Here is a 19,138-nt window from a genome sequence, read left to right as displayed (position 1 = left end):
ATAGGACGAGCTTCTTGTCCGACGCCGGATCCATTTCATGGCCCTCCTCCCCTCTCTCCGCGCCGCCCTCCCCACCGCCACCATCTGGGATGCCGCCGAGCTCGCCTCGCGCGATCCCGGCTTCGACACCCGCAATTTCGGCGCCTCGGCTCTGGTGCGTCCGCGCGATGTCGAAGAGGTCGCGGCGCTGGTGAAATTCTGTTCGGCGCATGGCATCAGCCTTGTCGCGCAGGGCGGCCGCACCGGGCTGGCGGGCGGAGCAGCCACTTCCCAAGGGCAGGTGATCTGCGACCTTGGCGGGCTTAACAGAATAGAGGATATCGATCCGTTCACGCGCGTGGCGATCGTGCAGGCGGGCGTGACGCTAGGCGCGCTGCAGGAGGCGGCAGCCCAGCATGGGCTCGACCCCGGCATCGACCTTGCCGCGCGCGGCAGCGCCACTATCGGCGGCATGGTTTCCACCAACGCCGGCGGCATCATGGCGTTTCGCAACGGCACGATGCGCCACCGCGTGCTTGGCTTGGAGGCCGTGCTGCCGGACGGGCGGTTGTTTTGCGATCTCACCCGGGTGCTGAAAACCAGCGCAGGCTACGATCTGAAGCATCTCTTCATCGGCGCGGAAGGCACGCTCGGCATCGTCACCCGCGTGGCGCTGCGGCTCGATCCGGTGGCCGGGGCGAGTGCCACCGCGCTTGTCGGCGTGCCGAATGTGGCCAGCGCCCAGCACATCGTGCGGCATTTTTTGACCTCGACCAGCGCGAGGCTCACGGCCGCCGAGATCCTGTGGCGTAATTTTGCGTCCCTCATGCAGCGGTCGCTGAACTATGCCTCGGGCAGCCTGCCGCTCGATGCGCCCTGTCTGCTGGTGCTGGGCCTAGGCGCCGACTCGATCGAGGCGGCGAGAAGCGCGCTCGAGGGCGGGCTGGCGGCGATCTGGGAAGAGGTCGGCATCGTCGACGGGCTTGTCGCGAGCTCCGAGGGCCAAGCAGCAGCGATGTGGCGGCTGCGCGAGGAGACCGTTGAGATCGAGCGCGCGCACCCTATGGCGCCCTCGTTCGACGTCTCCGTGCCGGCCGGCGCGCTGGACGCCTATGTGGCGCGCATTGAGGCCGGGCTGAAGAAGATCGACGCCTCATACGCACCCTATGTCTACGGCCATCTCGCCGACGGCAATCTGCACATCTCCATCAATTGCGAAGGGCCGGTTCCACATGAGCGGCATGAGGCGATCGAGGACGTGCTCTATGAGGGGCTGCGCGAGGCCGGCGGTTCGTTCTCAGCTGAGCATGGGGTGGGGCTGGAGAAACGCGAGGCCTATGAGCGGCATGCTGATCCGGTGAAGCGGGATTTGGCGAAGGCAATCAAAGAGTTGATCGATCCGGGCAATGTGATGAATCCGGGGAAGGTCGTGGGCTGAGTTTGGCGGGGGAGCGCGAGAGGCTAGAGCGAACCTGCCTGAGTCGCAGCCCCTCTCCGGTCGCTTCGCGATCACCCTCTTCCCGCCGCTGTCGCGGGCCAGAAACACTACTCGCACTGGCGGCGCGGGCCGCCGTCGAAGGGCTGGTAGGTGTTGTCCTGCGGATCGTAGGAGCGGTAGCGGCTGAAGCAATCGTCGATATGGGCGGCCGAGATCTGCCGGCCCTGTGCCCGCACGGCCCCGGCCTCGGGCGAGATCTCTTCCGGCGGGCCGCCATAGGTGGTGACGTAGCCGTCGCCCGACGGGGCGTAACCTTCCATCTCGGCCTGGTCGTCGCTCGTCTGATCATCGGCCGCGGCGGTTTGCCGATCGGTCCCGACGGCTTGGCCACCCCGGCCTTGCCGATCGTTTGAGCCGGTCGAGGCGGTGCGGTCGCCCATCGGGTCGTAATAGGGTGAGATGCAAGGGCGCAGCTCGCCGCTGTAGGAGCGGTAGCTGTTTTCCGCCGGACGGTAGCTGCGATAGCGGGCCGAGCACCATTGCAGATGAGCCACGGGCAATTGCTGCTCGGCCTGCTGATCGGCCGAAGCCGGCTGGGAAGGCTGGGTCGCGTCAGGCTCGGCTGCGGGCTGGTTCGGCTGAGCGGTCGTGGGCTGCAACTGCTGCGGCTGCGCGGGTGCTGTCGGCGCCGCGAGCGTCGCCGTCTGCACTGCGCTGTCGGTCTTGGCCGGCTCGCCCCCTGGGGCGGGCGCGACGGCAGCCTGCTGGGCGGGAATGCGCTGAAGATTCTGCTTTTGCGGATCGACCGGCTGAGCGTCCTTGGTCCAGAGCTCGGAAACGCCGATCGCCGGGGTCGCCTGGCGCACTGGCTTGGCGGCGAGCAGCCAGGTGGCGAAGGCGAGCCCGCTGGTGAACACGGCAAGGGTCAGCACGAAGCCGCCGACAATTCCCAACAAAGCCTTCATGCCGAACTCCTTTAGTCCCCGCTGATAGAATGCGAGGCGCGGAATCCGGTTCCCACAGCACGAGGGCGATGTTGCGACCCGGCGGTAACAAACGAAGGGCCCCGCGGGCTCCGGGAGGAGCACGCGGGGCTTCGAGAGGATCGCTAGGTGAACCCAGCTGGGGACTAGGCAGCTAAGGGACTTTACGATGATCCAAACGGATCGATGACAGTGTCGCGCCTTTGGTACGACGCCGCATCGTGCAAACAGAGGAATAAAAGCAGGTCGTTCACATGGCAGTCCCACGCCTCGGAGTCGCAGCCGGCGGCGGCCGGTCAGGCCCGGCAGAATGCCCCAACGAGGCGGCCGGGCCGCGCCCGAGCGGCACGCGGGCACTCAGCAGTCCGCCACCACCTCGCTGTAGCTCCTCGCCTTCCCGTCCTGGCCGCGAATGCGCCACGTTTCGCCGTCTCGCCCTTCGATATGGCTCTCCGCCAGCGGCACCTTGCCGCCGCCCTCCGGCAGGTCGATGACGTAGGTCGGGTTGCAGATGCCGGAGAGCCGCCGGCGCAGCTCCGCGACCAGCGCCTGGCCTTGGGCAATCGTCGTGCGGCGGTGCGCCATGCCGCGCGCGAGGTCGCCGTGGTGCAGGTAATAGGGTTTTACGCCGAGACGGTACATCAGCTCGCGGCAGAGCTCCTCCAGCACCTCGACCTTGTCGTTGACGTCTTTGAGGAGAACGCTCTGGTTGAGCAGCACGAAACCTGCCTGGCGCATCGTGCGGCAGGCCGCCTCGGCTTCGGCGGTGAGCTCGCGCGGATGGTTGAAGTGGGTCACCACCGTCACCATCAGCCGTCCCTGCAGCGCCTCGACCAGGCCGGCCGTTATGCGCGACGGCAGCGCCACGGGCACGCGGGTGTGGATGCGCAGAAGCCTGAGATGCGGGATCGCCTCAAGCCGGGCGCGGATTTCAGCCAGCGCCTTGTCCGGCAGCGACAGCGGATCGCCACCGGTCAGGATCACCTCGCGGATTTCCGGGTGCCCGGCGATGTAGGCCAGCGCCGGCTCCAGCGCTTCGCTTGTGTAGCCGCGGCCGATCGAGGTCAGCGATTCCTTGCGGAAGCAGAAGCGGCAATAGACCGCGCATTGATAGGTCGGGAACAAAAGCACGCGGTCGGCGTGGCGGTGCGTCAGGCGCGGCACCGGGCTGAAGGCATGATCGCCGATCGGGTCGTCGAGCTCGCCTTCGGTAGCGACGAGCTCGCCCGGCGACGGGATCACCTGTGCGCGGATCGGGTCATCAGGGTCGTTCCAGTCGATCAGGTCGAGATAGGGTTTGGGCACGCGCACCTTGTGCGCGGCGGCGGCTTGCTGCGCGGCTTCGCGCTCGGCGGGCGAGAGTGGCAGTGATGCAAGGTCGCGGACTTGGCGCACGCCGGCGCGGACTTCGGCTTGCCAGGCGGCGTCGGGGGCGGCCAGTTGTTTGAGATCGGTGGTCATTGCGGTTCTCTGGTTCGCCGTCCCTATCGGCCGGATGGTCGATGTGGTCAACCGCATACCGCCTTACGCCGTTTTGGGAAATTGGAACTCTCACCGCTTGAGCTTCGCAATCGCCTCCGCCGTCACCGGCGTGAAGCAAGCAGCTCGGCGAAATCCTCGGTGTAGACCGTGAGCTTGATGCCCGTGACTGTTCTCGTAGAAGTCGACGAGCCGCTTGACGCAAGGCATTCAACTGCCGCAAGGCTAGATATCGGCGTAGATCTCCAGCACATTGCCGTCGGGGTCGCGAAAGAACAGCGTGCGGTGACCCCAGGGCCGGTCGGTCGGCCCACTTTCGATCGCCACGCCCTTCTCACGCAACGTCTCGGCGCATTGGTCAACCTGACTGGGCGTCACCCGGAAGGCGAGCTGCATGGAGAGCGCGCCCGCCGGGGTCGGCAAGTCGTTGAACATCACGCCGCGCTCAGTGAGCGCCAGCAGGCACGAGCCGACCTGGTAGGCGATCCAGCTCTCGCCCAGGCTGGAATGGACGCGAAAGCCCATCACGTCCTCATAGAAACGCCGCATCTCCTTCATGTCGCGGGCGAAGAGGACGGTGTAGTCGATATTCCTGATGTTTTTCAGCGCATTCATTTGCGGAATCCTTTGTCGGGCGCCGCGTTCCGACGCGGCGTGATTGTCGATGCGCTGGCCTCATTATACTGGTAGCAAGGTGGTACAAGATGAGCGGCGCTGCTAGTAGCGTCGCCACCCCCTTCGAGGCACGAGCATGCTGGAACAGACCACCGAGATGGACAGGCGTAAGGAACTCGGCCGCTTCCTGCGCGCCATGCGCGAACGCGTCGAGCCGTCACGGCATGGCATCCGCACTGGCACGCGACGGCGCGCAAGCGGGCTGCTGCGTGAGGAAGTCGCGCTGCTCGCAGGGATCAGCGCCACCTGGTATACGTGGCTAGAACAGGGCCGCGAGGCCAATCCTTCCGCGCAGGTGCTCAATGCGCTCGCCGACGTGCTGGACCTCGTGCCTGTGGAACACCAGCACCTGTTCAAGCTCGCAAAGCCGGAATGGCGGCCTGAGGCGACGCCGCTCGAAGGCCCCTCGCCCGATCCGCGCATTGTCGGATTGCTCGCCACGCTCTCGCCCAACCCGGCCTATGCGCTCAACCGCGCCTGGGACTTCATTGCCTGGAACGACGAGGCGGCGGATTTGTTCGGCGGCTTCGATCAGGACGATCCCGCAAGGCGCAACCTGCTGGCGCGGTTCTTCCTCGATCCCGCCTGGCGCGGCCTGTTCGCCGACTGGGAAGTGGTAGCTCGCTCGGCGATCGCGCAATTCCGCGCCGCGACCGTCGAATACGCGTCTGCTGCCGACATCCGCGCCGTGCTCGATCCACTCAAGGCGCTGAGCCCCGACTTCGCGCGCCAATGGGCCGAGATGCGGGTCGAGGAAGCGCCGATCTGGTCGAAGCGGATGGTCGGTCCGAGCGGCGAAATCGTGGTCTATGATTATTTCATGCTGACGCCCGTGGGCGTGGGCAAGGAGATAACGCTGAGCCTTTATCGGAAGCGTGGATAAGGAGCTCCCCGGCACTACACGGGGAGAAAGACGCTGCCGCAATCGACCAGCGCCCTCCTTTCATGCAATCTCCTCCGGCGGCGATCATGGGAGATGATCCGCCGCCGAGGGAGGATTGCCATGACCGACACGCCAGCGGCGGTGCCGCGCTATGAGGATGCCGTTGCGCAATTCCGCATCGAGGACGAGATCGCGCGCCTCCACGGCGATCCGGCGACCGGCATCAACGCCTATGTCGAATGCTGCGGCCGCTATACCGGCGAAAACCGGCTGGCGCTGCGCGCGATCTCGGCTGCCGGTGAATTGCGCGAATACTCCTTCGACGATCTGGCCGACATGGCGGGCCGCGTCGGCACCCTGCTCAAAAGTCTCGGCGTGCGCCCTGGCGACGTCGTCGCCGGCATGCTGCCGCGCATCCCTGAGTTGGTGGCGCTGATCCTCGGCACATGGCGCGTCGGCGCGGTCTACCAGCCGCTGTTCACCGCTTTCGGGCCGAAGGCTATCGAGCATCGCCTGAGCTACAGCAAGGCGAAGCTGGTGGTGACCAACCCCGCAAACCGCGCCAAGCTCGACGAGGTGGAAAACCACCCGCGCATCGCCACAATTATTGGCCCCGGCGATGCAATTGCAGCAGGCGACGTCGATTTCCGCGCGGCGCTCGCGGCTGCCTCCTCCGATAGCGAGCCGGTCATGCGCAAGGGCACCGACCTGTTCATGATGATGTCGACCTCCGGCACGACCGGGCACCCAAAGGGCGTGCCGGTGCCGCTCAGCGCGCTGCTTGCCTTCGGGGCCTATATGCGTGACGCGATCGGGCTTCGGCCCGACGACATCTTCTGGAACATCGCCGATCCCGGCTGGGCCTATGGGCTCTACTACGCCATCACCGGGCCTTTGCAGCTCGGCATCGCCACCACCTTCTACGAAGGCGCCTTCAACGCCAAATCGACCTACGACATCATCGAGCATCTGGGCGTCACCAGCCTGGCCGGCTCGCCGACAGCCTATCGCCTGCTAATGGCGGAGGGGCCCGAGGCCGCGGCCCGCGTCAAGGGCAGGCTGCGCGTGGTGAGCAGCGCCGGCGAGCCGCTCAATCCGGAGGTGATCCGCTGGTTCGACGCGCATCTTGCAGCGCCGATCCACGATCATTACGGCCAGACCGAGAACGGCATGATGGTCAACAACCATCATGGTCTGGCGCATACGGTCCGCGCCGGCTCGGCCGGCTTTGCCATGCCCGGCTACCGCATGGTGGTGCTGGACGAGGCAGGCAACGAACTCGGCCCCAACCAACCCGGCGTGCTGGCGGTCGATATCGCCAACTCGCCGCTGCGCTGGTTCGACGGCTACCACCAAGCGGAAACGCCGGCGATCGCGGGCGGCTACTACCGCACCGGCGACACGGTGGAATATGAGACGGACGGCTCCGTCTCCTTCATCGGGCGGGCCGACGATGTCATCACCTCATCCGGCTACCGCATCGGACCGTTCGATGTCGAAAGCGCGCTGATCGAGCATCCGGCGGTCAACGAGGCGGCCGTCGTCGGCGTGCCCGATCCGCAGCGCACGGAGATCGTCAAGGCGTTCGTAGTGCTGGCGCCCGCCTTCAAGGGCAGCGAGGCGCTGGCCGAGGAACTCGCCCAGCATGTGAAGACGCGACTGTCGGCGCACTCCTATCCGCGCGAGGTCGAGTTCGTCAGCGAACTGCCGAAGACACCGAGCGGCAAGATCCAGCGGTTCTTGCTGAGGAAGGCCGAGGTGGAGAAGCGCAAGGCGGAATAAAGATTTGGCTCTACCATGATTTCCGCCACGCAAAAGCCGCCAAGTCGGGCGATGGCTGCCAAGGGCTTTGATCGCTAATTTGGGGTTGCAGCATGCGGTTGGTCTTGACGCTTCTCATTGCGCTGGCGGGCAGCGCGGCATATGCCGCCTCGGCGGAAGACGATTATATCGCCGCGCGCGACAAGGCGATCGCCGATATCACCGCGCAGGAAAGCGCCAATACAGCGATCGAAACCATCGATGCCCAGAACGAGAAGGCGCTGGCCGACCTCCAGCAGCGCCTCGCCGGCATTCTCGGGCCCCTTTCCGTCAAGGGTTTCCCGGCGACCGGCACCATCAATGTTCAAAGCCTCAACGCTTCCGATATCGGCTACGGCATGCTGGACGGGCTGCGATATGCGCAGAGCGACGACGGCCCAAGCATCGTCGCCTCGACGCGCGGGTTGACCGAGCGCTGGCTCAAGTCCAAATCGTCCGAAGCGGAAGCGGATTTCAAGCTGCCCGCCGACATCGGCGCGGCGTTGAAGCTCGACAGTTTTTACACCCAGGCCATCGGCAGCGACGCGGCATTCTCGGGCACGCTCGACTTTTCGTTGAAGAAGCCCGACGGCGCCGATGCGGTGGTCGCGCGGCTCGGCGGCTGGACCCAGGATGTCGGACCGATCTACGACCAGCACGTCGTCGTGGCGGTCGTCAAAGGCGACCGCGTGCTGATTGCCGAGGCACCCGCCTCGCCCGCCGTGCCGAAGATCGCGGCCTGCGATTCAATCTGGGCAGCCGCCGACGCCGCCGCGCAGAAAGCCCAGCAGGCCGACCAGGGTTCGGACCAGGACGATCCGCAGGTCTCCGATCCCGCCAACGCCGCCTGGGAAAAGGGCGACGCCGACTACCGCGCCTGCATGGCCCAGCGCCTGCCCGGCGACCCGTCCTTCCCGGCGCTGCTCAAGCAGGCGCAGGACCTTGCCGACGACATGGCTGGAAAATAGTCCGCCAGGGCAATTCCAGGAAAGCGCAGCGGCTCTCGACGTGGAGCGGTTTCAAACCATAGAGATAGAGCGGGCCGGCGCTGTCGAAGCCGAGCCGCTCGAAACCCTCAGCCTCCGTTCGCCCGCATGTTGCGCCGAGAAACGCGCCGCGCGACGGGGCGCGCCGCTTCCGCGATGATCCCGTTGGTTTGAGGCGCAGCATCCATGCGCGACCTTGCGTCGGTCACCCGATGCAGGCGCTCGTAAGGCAGCAATTCCCGGATGCGGGCGTTGAGCGCTTCGACTTCGGCGCGCAAATCCTCGCATTCCTGCTTCTGGATATCGAGCTGGATCTGCTCCGACGCCTGCTGCAGCGAAAGCCGTGAGAAATTGGTGCTGACCTCGGACAGGTTCTTCTTGTCGGCTTCGCTCTCGTCCTTGAGAACGGCGAGCCTTTTCTCCGCAATCTGGCGTTCGGTGACGGCGTCGTTCAGCTGCGCCTTTAGCCTGGTGATCTCGTCCGTGGCTTCGCCATTGTCTGTCGAGACCTTGTCCAGACGCGACTGCAGTTCCTGGATCTCGGCACGCAAACCGCGCATTTCCGCGTGGCTGCGTGCCAATTCGGCGGTGCTGTCGCTCTCGGCGATCCGCGCCGCCTCGATTGTTTCGGCAAGCCTGGCCTGCGCTGCCTCGAGCGCTTTCTGCAGCCGGGTTTCTTCCTTTTCGTGGTTGCCGATTTGAGCCATCAGCTCGGCGATGTGGGCGGTTTCGCTGGCGTGGGTTGCCGCGAACTCGTCGAACTTGTGCCGGGCCTCCGCCTCGCGCTTTTGCGCCTGCTCCAGATCGACCGAAAGGCCGACCTGCTTTTCGCGCAGCAGCTTGTTCTCGGCGCTGCGCCTGTCGACTTCGACGGTCTTGGCCGTCAGGGCTTTGACGATCTCGCCGAACTCCGTCTCGCGCCTGGCGGTCTCATTGCCCATCTCCACCAGCTCCAGGCGCACCGCCGCAAGCGCCGAGCGCAGCTGCTCCCGGTCCTGGACGAGGCTCGCCTCGCGCTGCTGCCACGCTTCGGCCGCGCCGTCGCGTTCGCGCTGCCGGCGGGCGGCGTCAAGCAATTGTTCCGACAATGTCTTGTGTTCGGCGGTGAGAGCGAGGTTTGCCAGCTCCAGCTCGTTGGAGCGCAACACGTCGCGATGGAAGACGTTGAGGACTTCGCGCGTCATATGATGCGCAGTGGCGATCTCCGCCAGCTTTGCCTCGATCTCCTGCAGATGGCCCTGCCCGTCCCGGAAAAGCCCGGTGACGGCCTCCAGGGCGGCCAGCCGCGTCTGGGTATGCGGTGTCAGCCGCGATGGCGATGCGTCGGACGGCTCTTCGGCCGGCGGATTCTCGTCGCTTGCAACCAGTTCCCGACCGGCGACGGCGTCGTCTTCCGACGGCGGCTGTTCGTCATCTTTGAGAACGTCCTCGAACGCCTCCGCCAGATCCGATTGGAGTTCCTGAAATTCCTTATCGACGTCCTCGGCCCGCTTGATCAGAGACTTGAAATTCATCACGGCACATCCCTTACGCTCGACGACACATCTTTTACGCTCGCCCCCGGGCGTACTTAACGAATTACTAATCTATCGCGTTACCTTCCGTTCGGGAAGCCTGTGCAAAGGAAACCAAAATTAAGGTTATCGCCGGTCCCAATCTGATGCGGATCCGCGCTAGGTGAGCCCCTCTCCCGTTCCTAACATATGTTAGCTTTCTCTCCGGATAGGTGCTGAAAGCATGCGCAGCAGAAGGGAAAGACAGCGAGCTGCTTGTCATCATTCAGATGAGCGATGCGAAGACTTCTGGACGGAAAAAAGAAGCTCCCGCCGTATAAATTTTCTCTTCCTCGGCCGCCCATGATCGATCGAGTGGAGTTGCTTGCGCGAGCATCCGGTTGCCGTGGCTCTATGGGAGTCGACGCGGGAGGCGGATGGGCCGACCTCCCGCGTCGGTGCATCAACTCTTGATGTCGATGCGCTTGACCTGCGACTGCGCCTTCTCGCTCTTCGGCAAGGTGACGGTCAGCACGCCGTTCTTGAAGCGGGCATCCACCTCGTCTTCCTTGACCTCGTAGCCGACCGGGATGCGGCGCTCGAAGCGGCCGTAATAGCGCTCGGAGAACTGCCTATCCTTGTCCTCCGTCTCGGAGCGCTTCTCGCCTCTCAGCGTCAGCACGCCGTCGTCGAGCAGGACCTCGATGTCTCTCTGTTCGAGGCCAGGCACCTCGGCCATCACCTTGATCTCCTTCTCGCCGTTGGAGATCTCGACGCTCGGCCAACCGGCGCCGAGGGCGGAGACACCGCCAAAAGACGGCAACCGGCTGTCGAAGCCGCGGAAAACGTCGTCAAACAGGCGGTTCACCTCGCGATGCAGCGACAGGAACGGATCGCGCTCACCGTCGCGGAATATGCTTGGAAGCTGGTTGCCGTTGCTCCGGCCCCAGGGGATCAGATCACGGACACTCATGGTTTGCTCCTTTCTGTTCATCGGCTCGAAAAGCTCCTACGCGCCGGGCAGTGCCCGGCGCGTAGCGCGGATGCGCTCACAGAAGCCCTCAGGCGGCGTGCTTCTCGGCTTCGATCTTCTTTGTCGTGCCTTTGAGCGTTGCCTTGTCGGCTGCGATCTCGATCCGCCGCGGTTTCATCTCTTCTGGAATTTCGCGCTTCAGATCGATCGTCAGCAGCCCATTGACCAAGCTGGCGCCAACGACCTTGACGTGGTCGGCAAGCTCGAAGCGGCGCTGGAATGCACGGCCGGCGATGCCACGATGCAGGTACTCGCCCTTGTCCTCGCCGGCTTTCTGGCCAGAGACCATGAGCATGTTCTGCTCCTGGGTAATGGCCAGTTCGTCCTGCGAGAACCCAGCCACCGCCATACTGATGCGGTAGTCGTCTTCTGCGGTCTTGGCGATGTCGTAGGGTGGCCAATTGTCGACGGTCTCGATCCGGCTCGCCGTCTCGAGCGCGTTCAGCATTCGATCGAAGCCGATGCTCGACCGGAACAGGGGACTGAAGTCAAACGTGGTTCTCATAGCTACATCCTCCATTGAGCAACATAGATACGAGGGGCGCCAAGGAAGCGGCGCCCCTTGACCTTGCCGGTCTCTCTCAAGCACCGGCGTAATCGATCTGGGAATTCAACACGGGCACGTCAAGGCCCCACTCCGAAGCCGCCTTCAAGGTCGTGAAAGTCAGTCCCTTCGTCTGCATGCAGGCGGGCAAATCATGAGTTGGAGGCGGCCGCACAACCACGACCGCCTCGCGGAGCTGATCTTCAATGGATCGCGATGATCCCGTCGACGGCCCGCCATTCCGATGCCCTGATGAGCCGATGGTGAGCGACACGGACAGAATGCAAGGCGCCAGCCAGCTCGCGCTGCCAAAAGCCCAGAAAGCCCCTCAGCGCCGGGAAATCCGGGGCAAGATCATAGTCCTGCCAGACGTAAAGCTGGAGCAGGCTGGGATGGTCGGGCAGATGATAATGGATCTCGGCAGTGGTCAAGCCATACCCATTCATCTGCAAGCGGAATTCCCTGCTGACCGCCATCGCCTTCGGCCTTCACGCGCTCAGCCGGTCGACCACCTGCCGGTGGTCGTCATCGGCAGGGCCGCTGGGCGGCGGAGCCAGCGCATCAAGCCGGCGCAGCGCATCCATGATGTCGTCGAAGGAGACCGGCCGCTCGGTGCCCGGCGGCTGGCGCAGCGCCGGCATCGATTCTACGGCGCAAGCATCGGACGCCCAGGACGAAAGGATCGCCCGCTTTTCCCATATATCGAGCGAGCCGTCCTCCAGCACATCCCGCGGGTGCTGAAAATGCCTGGCCGGCGACAGCAGCCGGTCGAGCGAAAGGTCTGATAGTTCGGGAGCTAGGGAAGGAATGATCGGCGAAAGCGTCTGTCGGTCCATTTCTGTCCTCCGTCTCCAAAAACTCCTTGCTTCGGGTTCCAATTTCTCAGCGGTCCCGGCGCTGCCGGGCGCCGATAATCTTGTTCAACTCAATCGCGAATTCAAGCCTCTCTGCTATCGGAGCGGGCCAATTTACCGCATGTTTTCAGCGCGCTAGCACTCAACAGTCGAGAGTGCCAAAAAATTTGCGGTAACCCCTTGAAAGTAGATGAAGGCAAAATTAGTTCGACATGCGCGCGATGCCGAAAGGGTCGCGCGAGCCCCGCTCCGGTCCTGCCGGTCCGGAGCGGAGGAACTGCTCGCAATCTGTTTGTCCTGAAGGAGAACGATATGACGTTCCGTCCATTGCATGACCGCGTGCTCGTGCGCCGCATCGAGGCCGAAGAGAAGACGGCCGGCGGCATCATCATCCCCGACACTGCCAAGGAAAAGCCGCAGGAAGGCGAAGTCATCGCCGTCGGGCCAGGCGCCCGCGACGATAGCGGCAAGCTCGCGCCCCTCGACGTGAAGGTCGGCGACCGCATCCTGTTCGGCAAGTGGTCCGGGACCGAGATCAAGCTCGATGGTGAGGACCTGCTCATCATGAAGGAAAGCGACGTGATGGGTGTGATCGAGCAGGTCGAGACGCTGAAGAAAGCCGCCTGACCGGGGCTTCGATCGAACCGCAACCCAGTCAATGAAAGCTGCCTAAACAAGGAGTGATCCAATGGCTGCCAAGGAAGTCAAATTCCATTCCGACGCCCGCGAGCGCATGCTGCGCGGCGTCAACATCCTCGCCGACGCGGTGAAGGTGACGCTCGGTCCGAAGGGTCGCAACGTCGTCATCGACAAGTCGTTCGGCGCGCCGCGCATCACCAAGGACGGCGTCACCGTCGCCAAGGAGATCGAGCTCGAGGACAAGTTCGAGAACATGGGCGCCCAGATGGTTCGCGAAGTCGCTTCGAAGACCAGCGACCTCGCGGGCGACGGCACCACCACGGCCACCGTGCTTGCCCAGGCGATCGTTCGCGAAGGGGCCAAGGCCGTTGCGTCGGGCATGAACCCGATGGATCTCAAGCGCGGTATCGACAAGGCGGTGGATGCCGTCGTCGCCGAACTCAAGGTCAACGCCCGCAAGATCACCAGCAACGACGAGATCGCCCAGGTCGGCACCATCTCGGCCAATGGCGATGCCGAGATCGGCCGCTTCCTGGCCGAGGCTATGGAAAAAGTCGGCAACGAAGGCGTCATCACCGTCGAGGAGGCCAAGACCGCCGAGACCGAGCTGGAAGTCGTTGAAGGCATGCAGTTCGACCGCGGCTATCTCTCGCCCTATTTCATCACCAACCAGGACAAGATGCGCGTCGAGCTCGAAGAGCCCTATGTGCTGATCCACGAGAAGAAGCTCGGCAATCTGCAGGCCCTGCTTCCCGTGCTCGAAGCCGTGGTCCAGTCCGGCAAGCCGCTCCTGATCATCGCCGAGGATGTCGAGGGCGAGGCTTTGGCCACACTGGTGGTCAACAAGCTGCGCGGCGGGCTGAAAGTCGCCGCCGTCAAGGCGCCGGGCTTCGGCGACCGGCGCAAGGCCATGCTGGAGGACATCGCCATCCTCACCGGCGGCACGGCCATCAGCGAGGATCTCGGCATCAAACTGGAGAACGTCACGCTGGAGATGCTCGGCCGCGCCAAGAAGGTCGCGATCGAGAAGGAAAACACCACCATCGTCGACGGCGCCGGCAAGAAGGACGAGATCCAGGGCCGCATCACGCAAATCAAGGCCCAGATCGAGGAGACCACCTCCGACTATGATCGCGAAAAGCTGCAGGAGCGGCTGGCCAAGCTCGCCGGCGGCGTTGCCGTGATCCGCGTCGGCGGCGCGACGGAAGTCGAGGTCAAGGAGAAGAAGGATCGCGTCGACGACGCGCTGCACGCCACGCGCGCGGCGGTCGAGGAAGGTATCCTGCCCGGCGGCGGCGTTGCCCTGCTCAGGGCGGCCAAGGCGCTCGACACAGTCGCCGTCGACAACCCGGACCAGAGATACGGCGTCGACATCGTGCGGCGCGCGATCGAGGCTCCGGCGCGCCAGATCGCCGAGAACAGCGGGTCGGAAGGTTCGATCATCGTCGGCAAGCTGCGCGAGAAGACCGAATTCGCCTATGGCTGGAACGCCCAGACCGGCGAATATGGCGACCTCTACAAACAGGGCGTCATCGATCCCGCCAAGGTCGTGCGCACCGCGCTGCAGGATGCGGCCTCGGTTGCCGGACTGCTCGTCACCACCGAGGCCATGGTGGCCGAGAAGCCGAAGAAGGAGGCCGCTCCGGCCATGCCGGCCGGCGCCGGCATGGACTTCTGAGACGCCGACGGGAGCCCGCTTCTGGCAACGGGAGCGGGCGTTTCGAAACGCACGATGGGAGGCCCTTATGGATATGATGAGCGGCAATGGCTCGGTTCCGGCACCGACGCGCCCGGCAAGCGAATTCCTCGCTTATGAAGCCGAATGCCGAAGCGCATTGAAGCCGCTGCTGGCAGGCTTGCTCGACACGGCCGAATCCGCCGGGTGGAACCGGCGGACCGTTGCCTCAACGCTGATGTTTCTTGCCGCACAGCACGTGTCGGCCACCGAAACATCCAGGGGCGGCTAGCGAAGGTCGGGCCTCGCCTCCAAGGCGGGGCCCATGTGACTGCGAACGGACGAGGATTGCCATGATTGCAGGACGATTGCGCGAATGCCTGAGAATCTTGCGATGGGAAGCTGCCGACGTCGCCGAGGAACTTGGCTGGCCCAGAAACGACGTGACGCGCTGGCTCGAGGGGCGCGCGCCGGTGCCGCTGGCGGTCGCCGCCTGGATCGAGGCCCTCGCCAAGGCACACAAGGCGCTGCCCCCGCCGGGCCTTAACCGGCAGAATTCAGCGACGCACACGCCGGCAGGCCCGGTGGTTGTGCAGACGTTCAACGGCATAGGCCAGCCGCGGCCGCACGGCGTCGTCCTGCAACCGCCCTACCCGCGCCGACATGTGCTGGCCGGGACGACCGGCCATCGTCCCGGCGCCATGAGCATCCACCCGAATGAGGGTTCTGACCATGAACCACGACCGCTTTGAAGAGCCTGTCACCATCCTTGTCGGAATGGGTTTGCCGGTCCGGCTCGAGACCGTGATGGAAGCCTATGCCCTGCTGCAGGATTGGCCGGCCGCGAGCAGGAGCAGCGCGCATGCGATCGCGCTCAATTCCTGCAAAGCCGGCATTGCCGGCGAGATCGACGCGGAAACGGTGCGGGCAACCCTTGTTGCTTTCGCCCGCCGCCACGATATCCTGGCGCCGGACCTGGTTTCTCTGGCGCCTGCGGCGCTGGCAGGGAGCGCATCCACAAGCAACAATGGCTGAAAATTTGAAACCCGGCGCGTGCTGGCGCGGCGGCCAAAATAACCGAACCCAGGAATTCTGAATGACGACGGACACCAAGGCGAAGGAAACCAGGACATTCGAGGCGGACGTCTCGCGGCTGCTGCATATGATGGTGCACTCGGTCTATTCGGACCGAGACGTTTTCCTGCGCGAGCTGATCTCCAACGCGGCGGATGCCTGCGAGAGGCTCCGCTTCGAGGCGGTGAGCCGGCCAGAGCTTCTGGGCGACGATGCCAAGCCACGCATCACGATTGCCGCCAATCCGGACAACAAGGAGCTTTCGGTCGAGGACAACGGCATCGGCATGAGCCGCGACGAGATGGCGGAGGCGCTGGGCACGATCGCGCGCTCCGGCACCCGCGCCTTCATGGAGCGCGTCGAAGCCGGCAAGGCGGCGGAAGACACGCAGCTCATCGGCCAGTTCGGCGTCGGGTTTTATTCGGCCTTCATGGTCGCAGACCGTGTCGACGTCATCAGCCGCCAGGCCGGCAGCGACGAGGCCTTCCGCTGGTCGTCCGACGGCAAGGGCACCTACGAGATCGCGCCGGCGCCGCTCGAGGCAGCACCCAAGCGCGGCACGCGCGTGGTGCTGCATCTGATGGAGGACGCCTCGTCCTACACCACGCCCTATCGGCTCGAGGGCTTGGCGAAGTCGCAGTCCGGGCATGTGCCGGTGCCAATCACATTTGTCGAAAAGCCCGGCGCCGAACCGCGCGACATCGCCGACGGCACGGCGCTTTGGGTGCGGCAAAAGAGCGAGATCAAGCCGGAGGAATATACCGACTTCTACCGCAGCATCGCCGGCCAGTATGACGAGCCAGCCTCGACCATCCATTTCCGCGCCGAGGGCCGGCAGGAATACAGTGTACTCGCCTTCGTGCCGGGATCGCGGCCGTTCGACCTGTTCGACCAGGACCGCAAGGGCCGCATGAAGCTCTATGTGCGGCGCGTCTTCATCACCGACGAAGCCGATCTGCTGCCGCGCTACCTGCGCTTCGTGCGCGGCCTGGTCGATTCCGCCGACCTGCCGCTCAATGTCTCGCGCGAGATGATCCAAGAAAGCCCGTTGCTCGCAGCGATCCGCAAGGGCGTGACCAACCGCGTTCTCGGCGACCTCGCCAAGACGGCCGAAAACGATGCCGAAGCCTACGCCAAAATCTGGGAAAATTTCGGCGTCGTCCTCAAGGAAGGTCTCTATGAGGATTACGAGCGACGGGAGCAGCTGCTGAAGCTTGCCCGCTTCCGTTCGACGACCTCAGGCGAAGGCTGGCGCAGCCTTGCCGACTATGTCGCAGCGATGAAGGAAGGACAAAAAGCGATCTTCTTCATGGCCGGTGACGATCGCGCCCGGCTCGAAGCCTCGCCCCAGCTCGAAGGTTTTCGCGCACGCGGCATCGAGGTGCTGCTCCTCACCGATCCCGTCGACAGCTTCTGGGTGACGATGGCGTCGGAATTCGACGGCAAGCCGTTCAAGTCGGTGACGCAGGGCGCGGCCGAGCTCGCCGATATCGCGCTGCCCGAAGATGCGGCGAAGCCCGACGCGGAGACGTCGTCGGATATCGCCGCCTTCCTGGCTTTCGTGAAAACGACGCTTGGCGAGGAGGTTTCGGACGTGAAGTCCTCGGACCGGCTGACCGAAAGCGCCGTGTGCCTTGTAGCGCCGGAGCATGGCCCGGACCGCCAGTTCGAGCGCCTGCTCAACGCCGCCGGCCGGCTCGACAAGGCGGCCAAGCCAATCCTCGAGATCAACCCGCGCCACGAGCGCGTGGCGGCGCTGGCAAAGCTCGGCGACGACGAGAAGGCGTTCAAGGAAGACGCCGCGCATCTGCTTTACGACGAGGCACGTGTGCTCGACGGCGACAAGCCGGCCGACGCCAAGGCGTTCTCGGCGCGGCTTGCGCGGCTGATCGATCGCGGGCTGGCGAGGGGGTAAGCGCCGGCGCTCGCCCCGACAGGGGGAATGCGCCGCCGCCAATTGCGTAGGGTCTCGCCCTACCCCCTCAGTCCCGGCGCCTCCTGGCCGGTGCGGGCGACATATTCGGTGTAGCCGCCGCCATAGGTGTGGACGCCGTCGGGCGTCAGCTCGAGCACGCGGTTCGACAGCGCCGCCAGGAAATGGCGGTCGTGCGAGACGAACAGCATCGTGCCTTCATATTGCGACAGCGCCTCGATCAGCATCTGCTTGGTGGTTATGTCGAGGTGGTTGGTCGGCTCGTCGAGCACCAGCAGGTTTGGCGGATCGAACAGCATCAGCGCCATCACCAGCCGGGCCTTCTCGCCTCCGGAAAGCACGCGGCACTTCTTTTCGATCTCGTCGCCGGAAAAACCGAAGCAGCCGGCCAAAGCCCTGAGCGGCGCCTGGCCTGCCTGCGGAAACGAGTCCTCCAGCGTCTGGAAGACGGTGCGCTCGCCATCGAGCAGTTCCATGGCGTGCTGGGCGAAATAGCCCATCTTGACGCTCGGGCCGCGCGCGACGGAGCCCTCGTCCGGCTCGGAGGCGCCGGCGACCAGCTTCAGAAGCGTCGACTTGCCGGCGCCGTTGACGCCCATCACACACCAGCGCTCGCGGCGGCGGATCTGGAAGTCGAGGCCCGAATAGATATTGCGGCTGCCATAGGCCTTGTGGATGCCCTTCAGCGTCGCCACGTCCTCGCCGCAGCGCGGCGCCGGCTGGAATTCGAAAGTCACCGTCTGGCGGCGCTTCGGCGGTTCGACACGGTCGATCTTGTCGAGCTTCTTCACCCGGCTCTGCACCTGGGCCGCATGGGAAGCACGCGCCTTGAAGCGCTCGATGAAGGCAATCTCCTTGGCCAGCATCGCCTGCTGGCGCTCGAACTGCGCCTGCAGCTGCTTGTCGGCCAGCGCGCGCTGCTCCTGGTAGAATTCGTAATTGCCGGAATAGGAGGTGAGCGCACCGGCGTCGATCTCGATGATCTTGGTGACGATGCGGTTCATGAACTCGCGGTCGTGCGAGGTCATCAGCAGCGCGCCGTCATAATCCTTGAGGAATTTCTCCAGCCAGATCAGGCTTTCGAGGTCGAGATGGTTCGACGGCTCGTCGAGCAGCATGACGTCGGGCCGCATCAGGAGGATGCGGGCGAGTGCCACGCGCATCTTCCAGCCGCCGGAGAGTTTTGAGACGTCGCCGTCCATCATCTCCTGGCTGAAGCCGAGGCCGTCCAACACCTCGCGCGCCCGACCGTCCAGCGCATAGCCGTCAAGCTCCTCGAAGCGGTGCTGCAATTCGCCGTAGCGCTCGATGATCTGATCCATGTCGTCGGCGCGGTCGGGATCGCCCATGGCGTGCTCGAGCTCGCGCATTTCGGCGGCGACCGCGCTGACCGGCCCGGCGCCTTCCATGACTTCGGCGACGGCGCTCAAGCCGCCCATATCGCCGACATCCTGGCTGAAATAGCCGATGGTGACGCCGCGATCGACCGAGACCTGGCCTTCATCGGGCTGCTCCTGGCCAATGATCATGCGAAACAGGGTCGTCTTGCCGGCGCCGTTCGGGCCGACCAGCCCGATCTTCTCGCCCTTCTGCAAGGCGGCGGAAGCTTCGATGAAGACGATCTGTCGGCCGTTCTGCTTGCCGATATTTTCGAGACGGATCATGGGACG

19 protein-coding genes are annotated in these 19,138 nt (G+C 64.7%); 10 read left to right on the top strand and 9 right to left on the bottom strand.

All coding sequences use genetic code 11. From position 1 onward, the window contains the following. Window positions 1-37: 37 nt before the first annotated feature. Complete coding sequence (locus tag LB526_RS11645; RefSeq protein WP_224627712.1) at window positions 38-1,417, top strand: FAD-binding oxidoreductase; 1,380 nt, start codon at window positions 38-40, stop codon at window positions 1,415-1,417. 107 nt (window positions 1,418-1,524) lie between these two features. Here the strand turns inward: LB526_RS11645 and LB526_RS11640 are convergent, their stop codons facing one another. The 3 genes from LB526_RS11640 to LB526_RS11630 form a co-directional block, all read right to left on the bottom strand. After that, window positions 1,525-2,382, bottom strand: a complete 858-nt coding sequence (locus LB526_RS11640) for a BA14K family protein (RefSeq protein ID WP_224627710.1) — start codon at window positions 2,380-2,382, stop codon at window positions 1,525-1,527. Between the two features lie 375 nt (window positions 2,383-2,757). Then, a complete protein-coding gene (locus LB526_RS11635; protein WP_224627709.1) occupies window positions 2,758-3,861 on the bottom strand; it encodes a KamA family radical SAM protein in 1,104 nt (367 codons plus the stop codon). 243 nt (window positions 3,862-4,104) lie between these two features. After that, window positions 4,105-4,494, bottom strand: coding sequence for a VOC family protein (locus tag LB526_RS11630; RefSeq protein ID WP_095767204.1), 390 nt, complete (start codon window positions 4,492-4,494; stop codon window positions 4,105-4,107). A gap of 136 nt (window positions 4,495-4,630) precedes the next feature. Between LB526_RS11630 and LB526_RS11625 the strand changes: the two genes are divergently transcribed. From LB526_RS11625 to LB526_RS11615, 3 genes are all read left to right on the top strand, one after another. Next, window positions 4,631-5,437 carry a helix-turn-helix transcriptional regulator gene (locus LB526_RS11625; protein WP_224524776.1) on the top strand — a complete coding sequence of 269 codons (807 nt, stop codon included), beginning with the start codon at window positions 4,631-4,633 and terminating at the stop codon, window positions 5,435-5,437. Between the two features lie 120 nt (window positions 5,438-5,557). After that, window positions 5,558-7,219 (top strand): acyl-CoA synthetase, encoded by a 1,662-nt coding sequence (locus LB526_RS11620; RefSeq protein WP_224627707.1) that lies wholly within the window; start codon window positions 5,558-5,560, stop codon window positions 7,217-7,219. A 92-nt stretch (window positions 7,220-7,311) separates the two neighbouring features. Continuing rightward, on the top strand, window positions 7,312-8,205 hold the full coding sequence (locus tag LB526_RS11615; protein ID WP_224524782.1) for a hypothetical protein: 894 nt from the start codon (window positions 7,312-7,314) through the stop codon (window positions 8,203-8,205). A gap of 107 nt (window positions 8,206-8,312) precedes the next feature. Here the strand turns inward: LB526_RS11615 and LB526_RS11610 are convergent, their stop codons facing one another. From LB526_RS11610 to LB526_RS11590, 5 genes are all read right to left on the bottom strand, one after another. Then, on the bottom strand, window positions 8,313-9,737 hold the full coding sequence (locus tag LB526_RS11610) for a hypothetical protein (protein WP_224627706.1): 1,425 nt from the start codon (window positions 9,735-9,737) through the stop codon (window positions 8,313-8,315). A gap of 442 nt (window positions 9,738-10,179) precedes the next feature. After that, window positions 10,180-10,689 carry an Hsp20/alpha crystallin family protein gene (locus LB526_RS11605; protein WP_224627705.1) on the bottom strand — a complete coding sequence of 170 codons (510 nt, stop codon included), beginning with the start codon at window positions 10,687-10,689 and terminating at the stop codon, window positions 10,180-10,182. A gap of 88 nt (window positions 10,690-10,777) precedes the next feature. Beyond that, a complete protein-coding gene (locus LB526_RS11600) occupies window positions 10,778-11,254 on the bottom strand; it encodes an Hsp20 family protein (protein WP_140635669.1) in 477 nt (158 codons plus the stop codon). Window positions 11,255-11,496: 242 nt separating this feature from the next. Then, on the bottom strand, window positions 11,497-11,769 hold the full coding sequence (locus LB526_RS11595) for an usg protein (protein ID WP_224627704.1): 273 nt from the start codon (window positions 11,767-11,769) through the stop codon (window positions 11,497-11,499). 12 nt (window positions 11,770-11,781) lie between these two features. Beyond that, a complete protein-coding gene (locus LB526_RS11590) occupies window positions 11,782-12,129 on the bottom strand; it encodes a hypothetical protein (protein ID WP_224524793.1) in 348 nt (115 codons plus the stop codon). Window positions 12,130-12,459: 330 nt separating this feature from the next. Here LB526_RS11590 and groES point away from each other — a divergent pair, with 330 nt between their 5' ends. The 6 genes from groES to htpG all read left to right on the top strand — a co-directional run bounded on the left by groES (window position 12,460) and on the right by htpG (window position 17,450). Further along, window positions 12,460-12,774, top strand: coding sequence for a co-chaperone GroES (gene groES, locus LB526_RS11585; protein ID WP_224627703.1), 315 nt, complete (start codon window positions 12,460-12,462; stop codon window positions 12,772-12,774). A 61-nt stretch (window positions 12,775-12,835) separates the two neighbouring features. Then, window positions 12,836-14,464: a chaperonin GroEL gene (groL, locus tag LB526_RS11580; protein ID WP_224627702.1), complete on the top strand. Its 1,629-nt coding sequence runs from the start codon at window positions 12,836-12,838 to the stop codon at window positions 14,462-14,464. Window positions 14,465-14,537: 73 nt separating this feature from the next. Next, the gene (locus LB526_RS11575; RefSeq protein WP_224627701.1) at window positions 14,538-14,753 is read left to right on the top strand and encodes a hypothetical protein; all 216 of its coding nucleotides are present in this window, start codon (window positions 14,538-14,540) and stop codon (window positions 14,751-14,753) included. 61 nt (window positions 14,754-14,814) lie between these two features. Further along, complete coding sequence (locus LB526_RS11570) at window positions 14,815-15,213, top strand: helix-turn-helix domain-containing protein (RefSeq protein WP_224627700.1); 399 nt, start codon at window positions 14,815-14,817, stop codon at window positions 15,211-15,213. Then, entirely contained in the window at window positions 15,194-15,496 is a 303-nt protein-coding gene (locus LB526_RS11565) for a DUF982 domain-containing protein (RefSeq protein ID WP_224627699.1), read from the top strand. The genes LB526_RS11570 and LB526_RS11565 overlap by 20 nt, the downstream gene beginning before the upstream one ends. 61 nt (window positions 15,497-15,557) lie before the next feature. Further along, entirely contained in the window at window positions 15,558-17,450 is a 1,893-nt protein-coding gene (gene htpG, locus LB526_RS11560) for a molecular chaperone HtpG (protein ID WP_224627697.1), read from the top strand. Window positions 17,451-17,509: 59 nt separating this feature from the next. Here htpG and LB526_RS11555 read toward each other — a convergent pair whose 3' ends face one another. Continuing rightward, window positions 17,510-19,132, bottom strand: coding sequence for an ABC-F family ATP-binding cassette domain-containing protein (locus tag LB526_RS11555; protein WP_224524806.1), 1,623 nt, complete (start codon window positions 19,130-19,132; stop codon window positions 17,510-17,512). Window positions 19,133-19,138 lie beyond the last annotated feature (6 nt).

The organism is Mesorhizobium sp. CA6 (assembly GCF_020165035.1).
In the GTDB taxonomy this organism is placed as follows: domain Bacteria; phylum Pseudomonadota; class Alphaproteobacteria; order Rhizobiales; family Rhizobiaceae; genus Mesorhizobium.
The sequence above is the reverse complement of the archived record's forward strand: the minus strand, read 5'-3'. Positions and strand labels throughout refer to the sequence as shown.

Coding starts and splice junctions, on each gene's coding strand:
- LB526_RS11645 (WP_224627712.1), top strand. CDS start 38: ATGGCCCTCCTCCCCTCTCTCCGCGCCGCCCTCCCCACCGCCACCATC.
- LB526_RS11640 (WP_224627710.1), bottom strand. CDS start 2,382: ATGAAGGCTTTGTTGGGAATTGTCGGCGGCTTCGTGCTGACCCTTGCC.
- LB526_RS11635 (WP_224627709.1), bottom strand. CDS start 3,861: ATGACCACCGATCTCAAACAACTGGCCGCCCCCGACGCCGCCTGGCAA.
- LB526_RS11630 (WP_095767204.1), bottom strand. CDS start 4,494: ATGAATGCGCTGAAAAACATCAGGAATATCGACTACACCGTCCTCTTC.
- LB526_RS11625 (WP_224524776.1), top strand. CDS start 4,631: ATGCTGGAACAGACCACCGAGATGGACAGGCGTAAGGAACTCGGCCGC.
- LB526_RS11620 (WP_224627707.1), top strand. CDS start 5,558: ATGACCGACACGCCAGCGGCGGTGCCGCGCTATGAGGATGCCGTTGCG.
- LB526_RS11615 (WP_224524782.1), top strand. CDS start 7,312: ATGCGGTTGGTCTTGACGCTTCTCATTGCGCTGGCGGGCAGCGCGGCA.
- LB526_RS11610 (WP_224627706.1), bottom strand. CDS start 9,737: ATGAATTTCAAGTCTCTGATCAAGCGGGCCGAGGACGTCGATAAGGAA.
- LB526_RS11605 (WP_224627705.1), bottom strand. CDS start 10,689: ATGAGTGTCCGTGATCTGATCCCCTGGGGCCGGAGCAACGGCAACCAG.
- LB526_RS11600 (WP_140635669.1), bottom strand. CDS start 11,254: ATGAGAACCACGTTTGACTTCAGTCCCCTGTTCCGGTCGAGCATCGGC.
- LB526_RS11595 (WP_224627704.1), bottom strand. CDS start 11,769: ATGGCGGTCAGCAGGGAATTCCGCTTGCAGATGAATGGGTATGGCTTG.
- LB526_RS11590 (WP_224524793.1), bottom strand. CDS start 12,129: ATGGACCGACAGACGCTTTCGCCGATCATTCCTTCCCTAGCTCCCGAA.
- groES (WP_224627703.1), top strand. CDS start 12,460: ATGACGTTCCGTCCATTGCATGACCGCGTGCTCGTGCGCCGCATCGAG.
- groL (WP_224627702.1), top strand. CDS start 12,836: ATGGCTGCCAAGGAAGTCAAATTCCATTCCGACGCCCGCGAGCGCATG.
- LB526_RS11575 (WP_224627701.1), top strand. CDS start 14,538: ATGATGAGCGGCAATGGCTCGGTTCCGGCACCGACGCGCCCGGCAAGC.
- LB526_RS11570 (WP_224627700.1), top strand. CDS start 14,815: ATGATTGCAGGACGATTGCGCGAATGCCTGAGAATCTTGCGATGGGAA.
- LB526_RS11565 (WP_224627699.1), top strand. CDS start 15,194: ATGAACCACGACCGCTTTGAAGAGCCTGTCACCATCCTTGTCGGAATG.
- htpG (WP_224627697.1), top strand. CDS start 15,558: ATGACGACGGACACCAAGGCGAAGGAAACCAGGACATTCGAGGCGGAC.
- LB526_RS11555 (WP_224524806.1), bottom strand. CDS start 19,132: ATGATCCGTCTCGAAAATATCGGCAAGCAGAACGGCCGACAGATCGTC.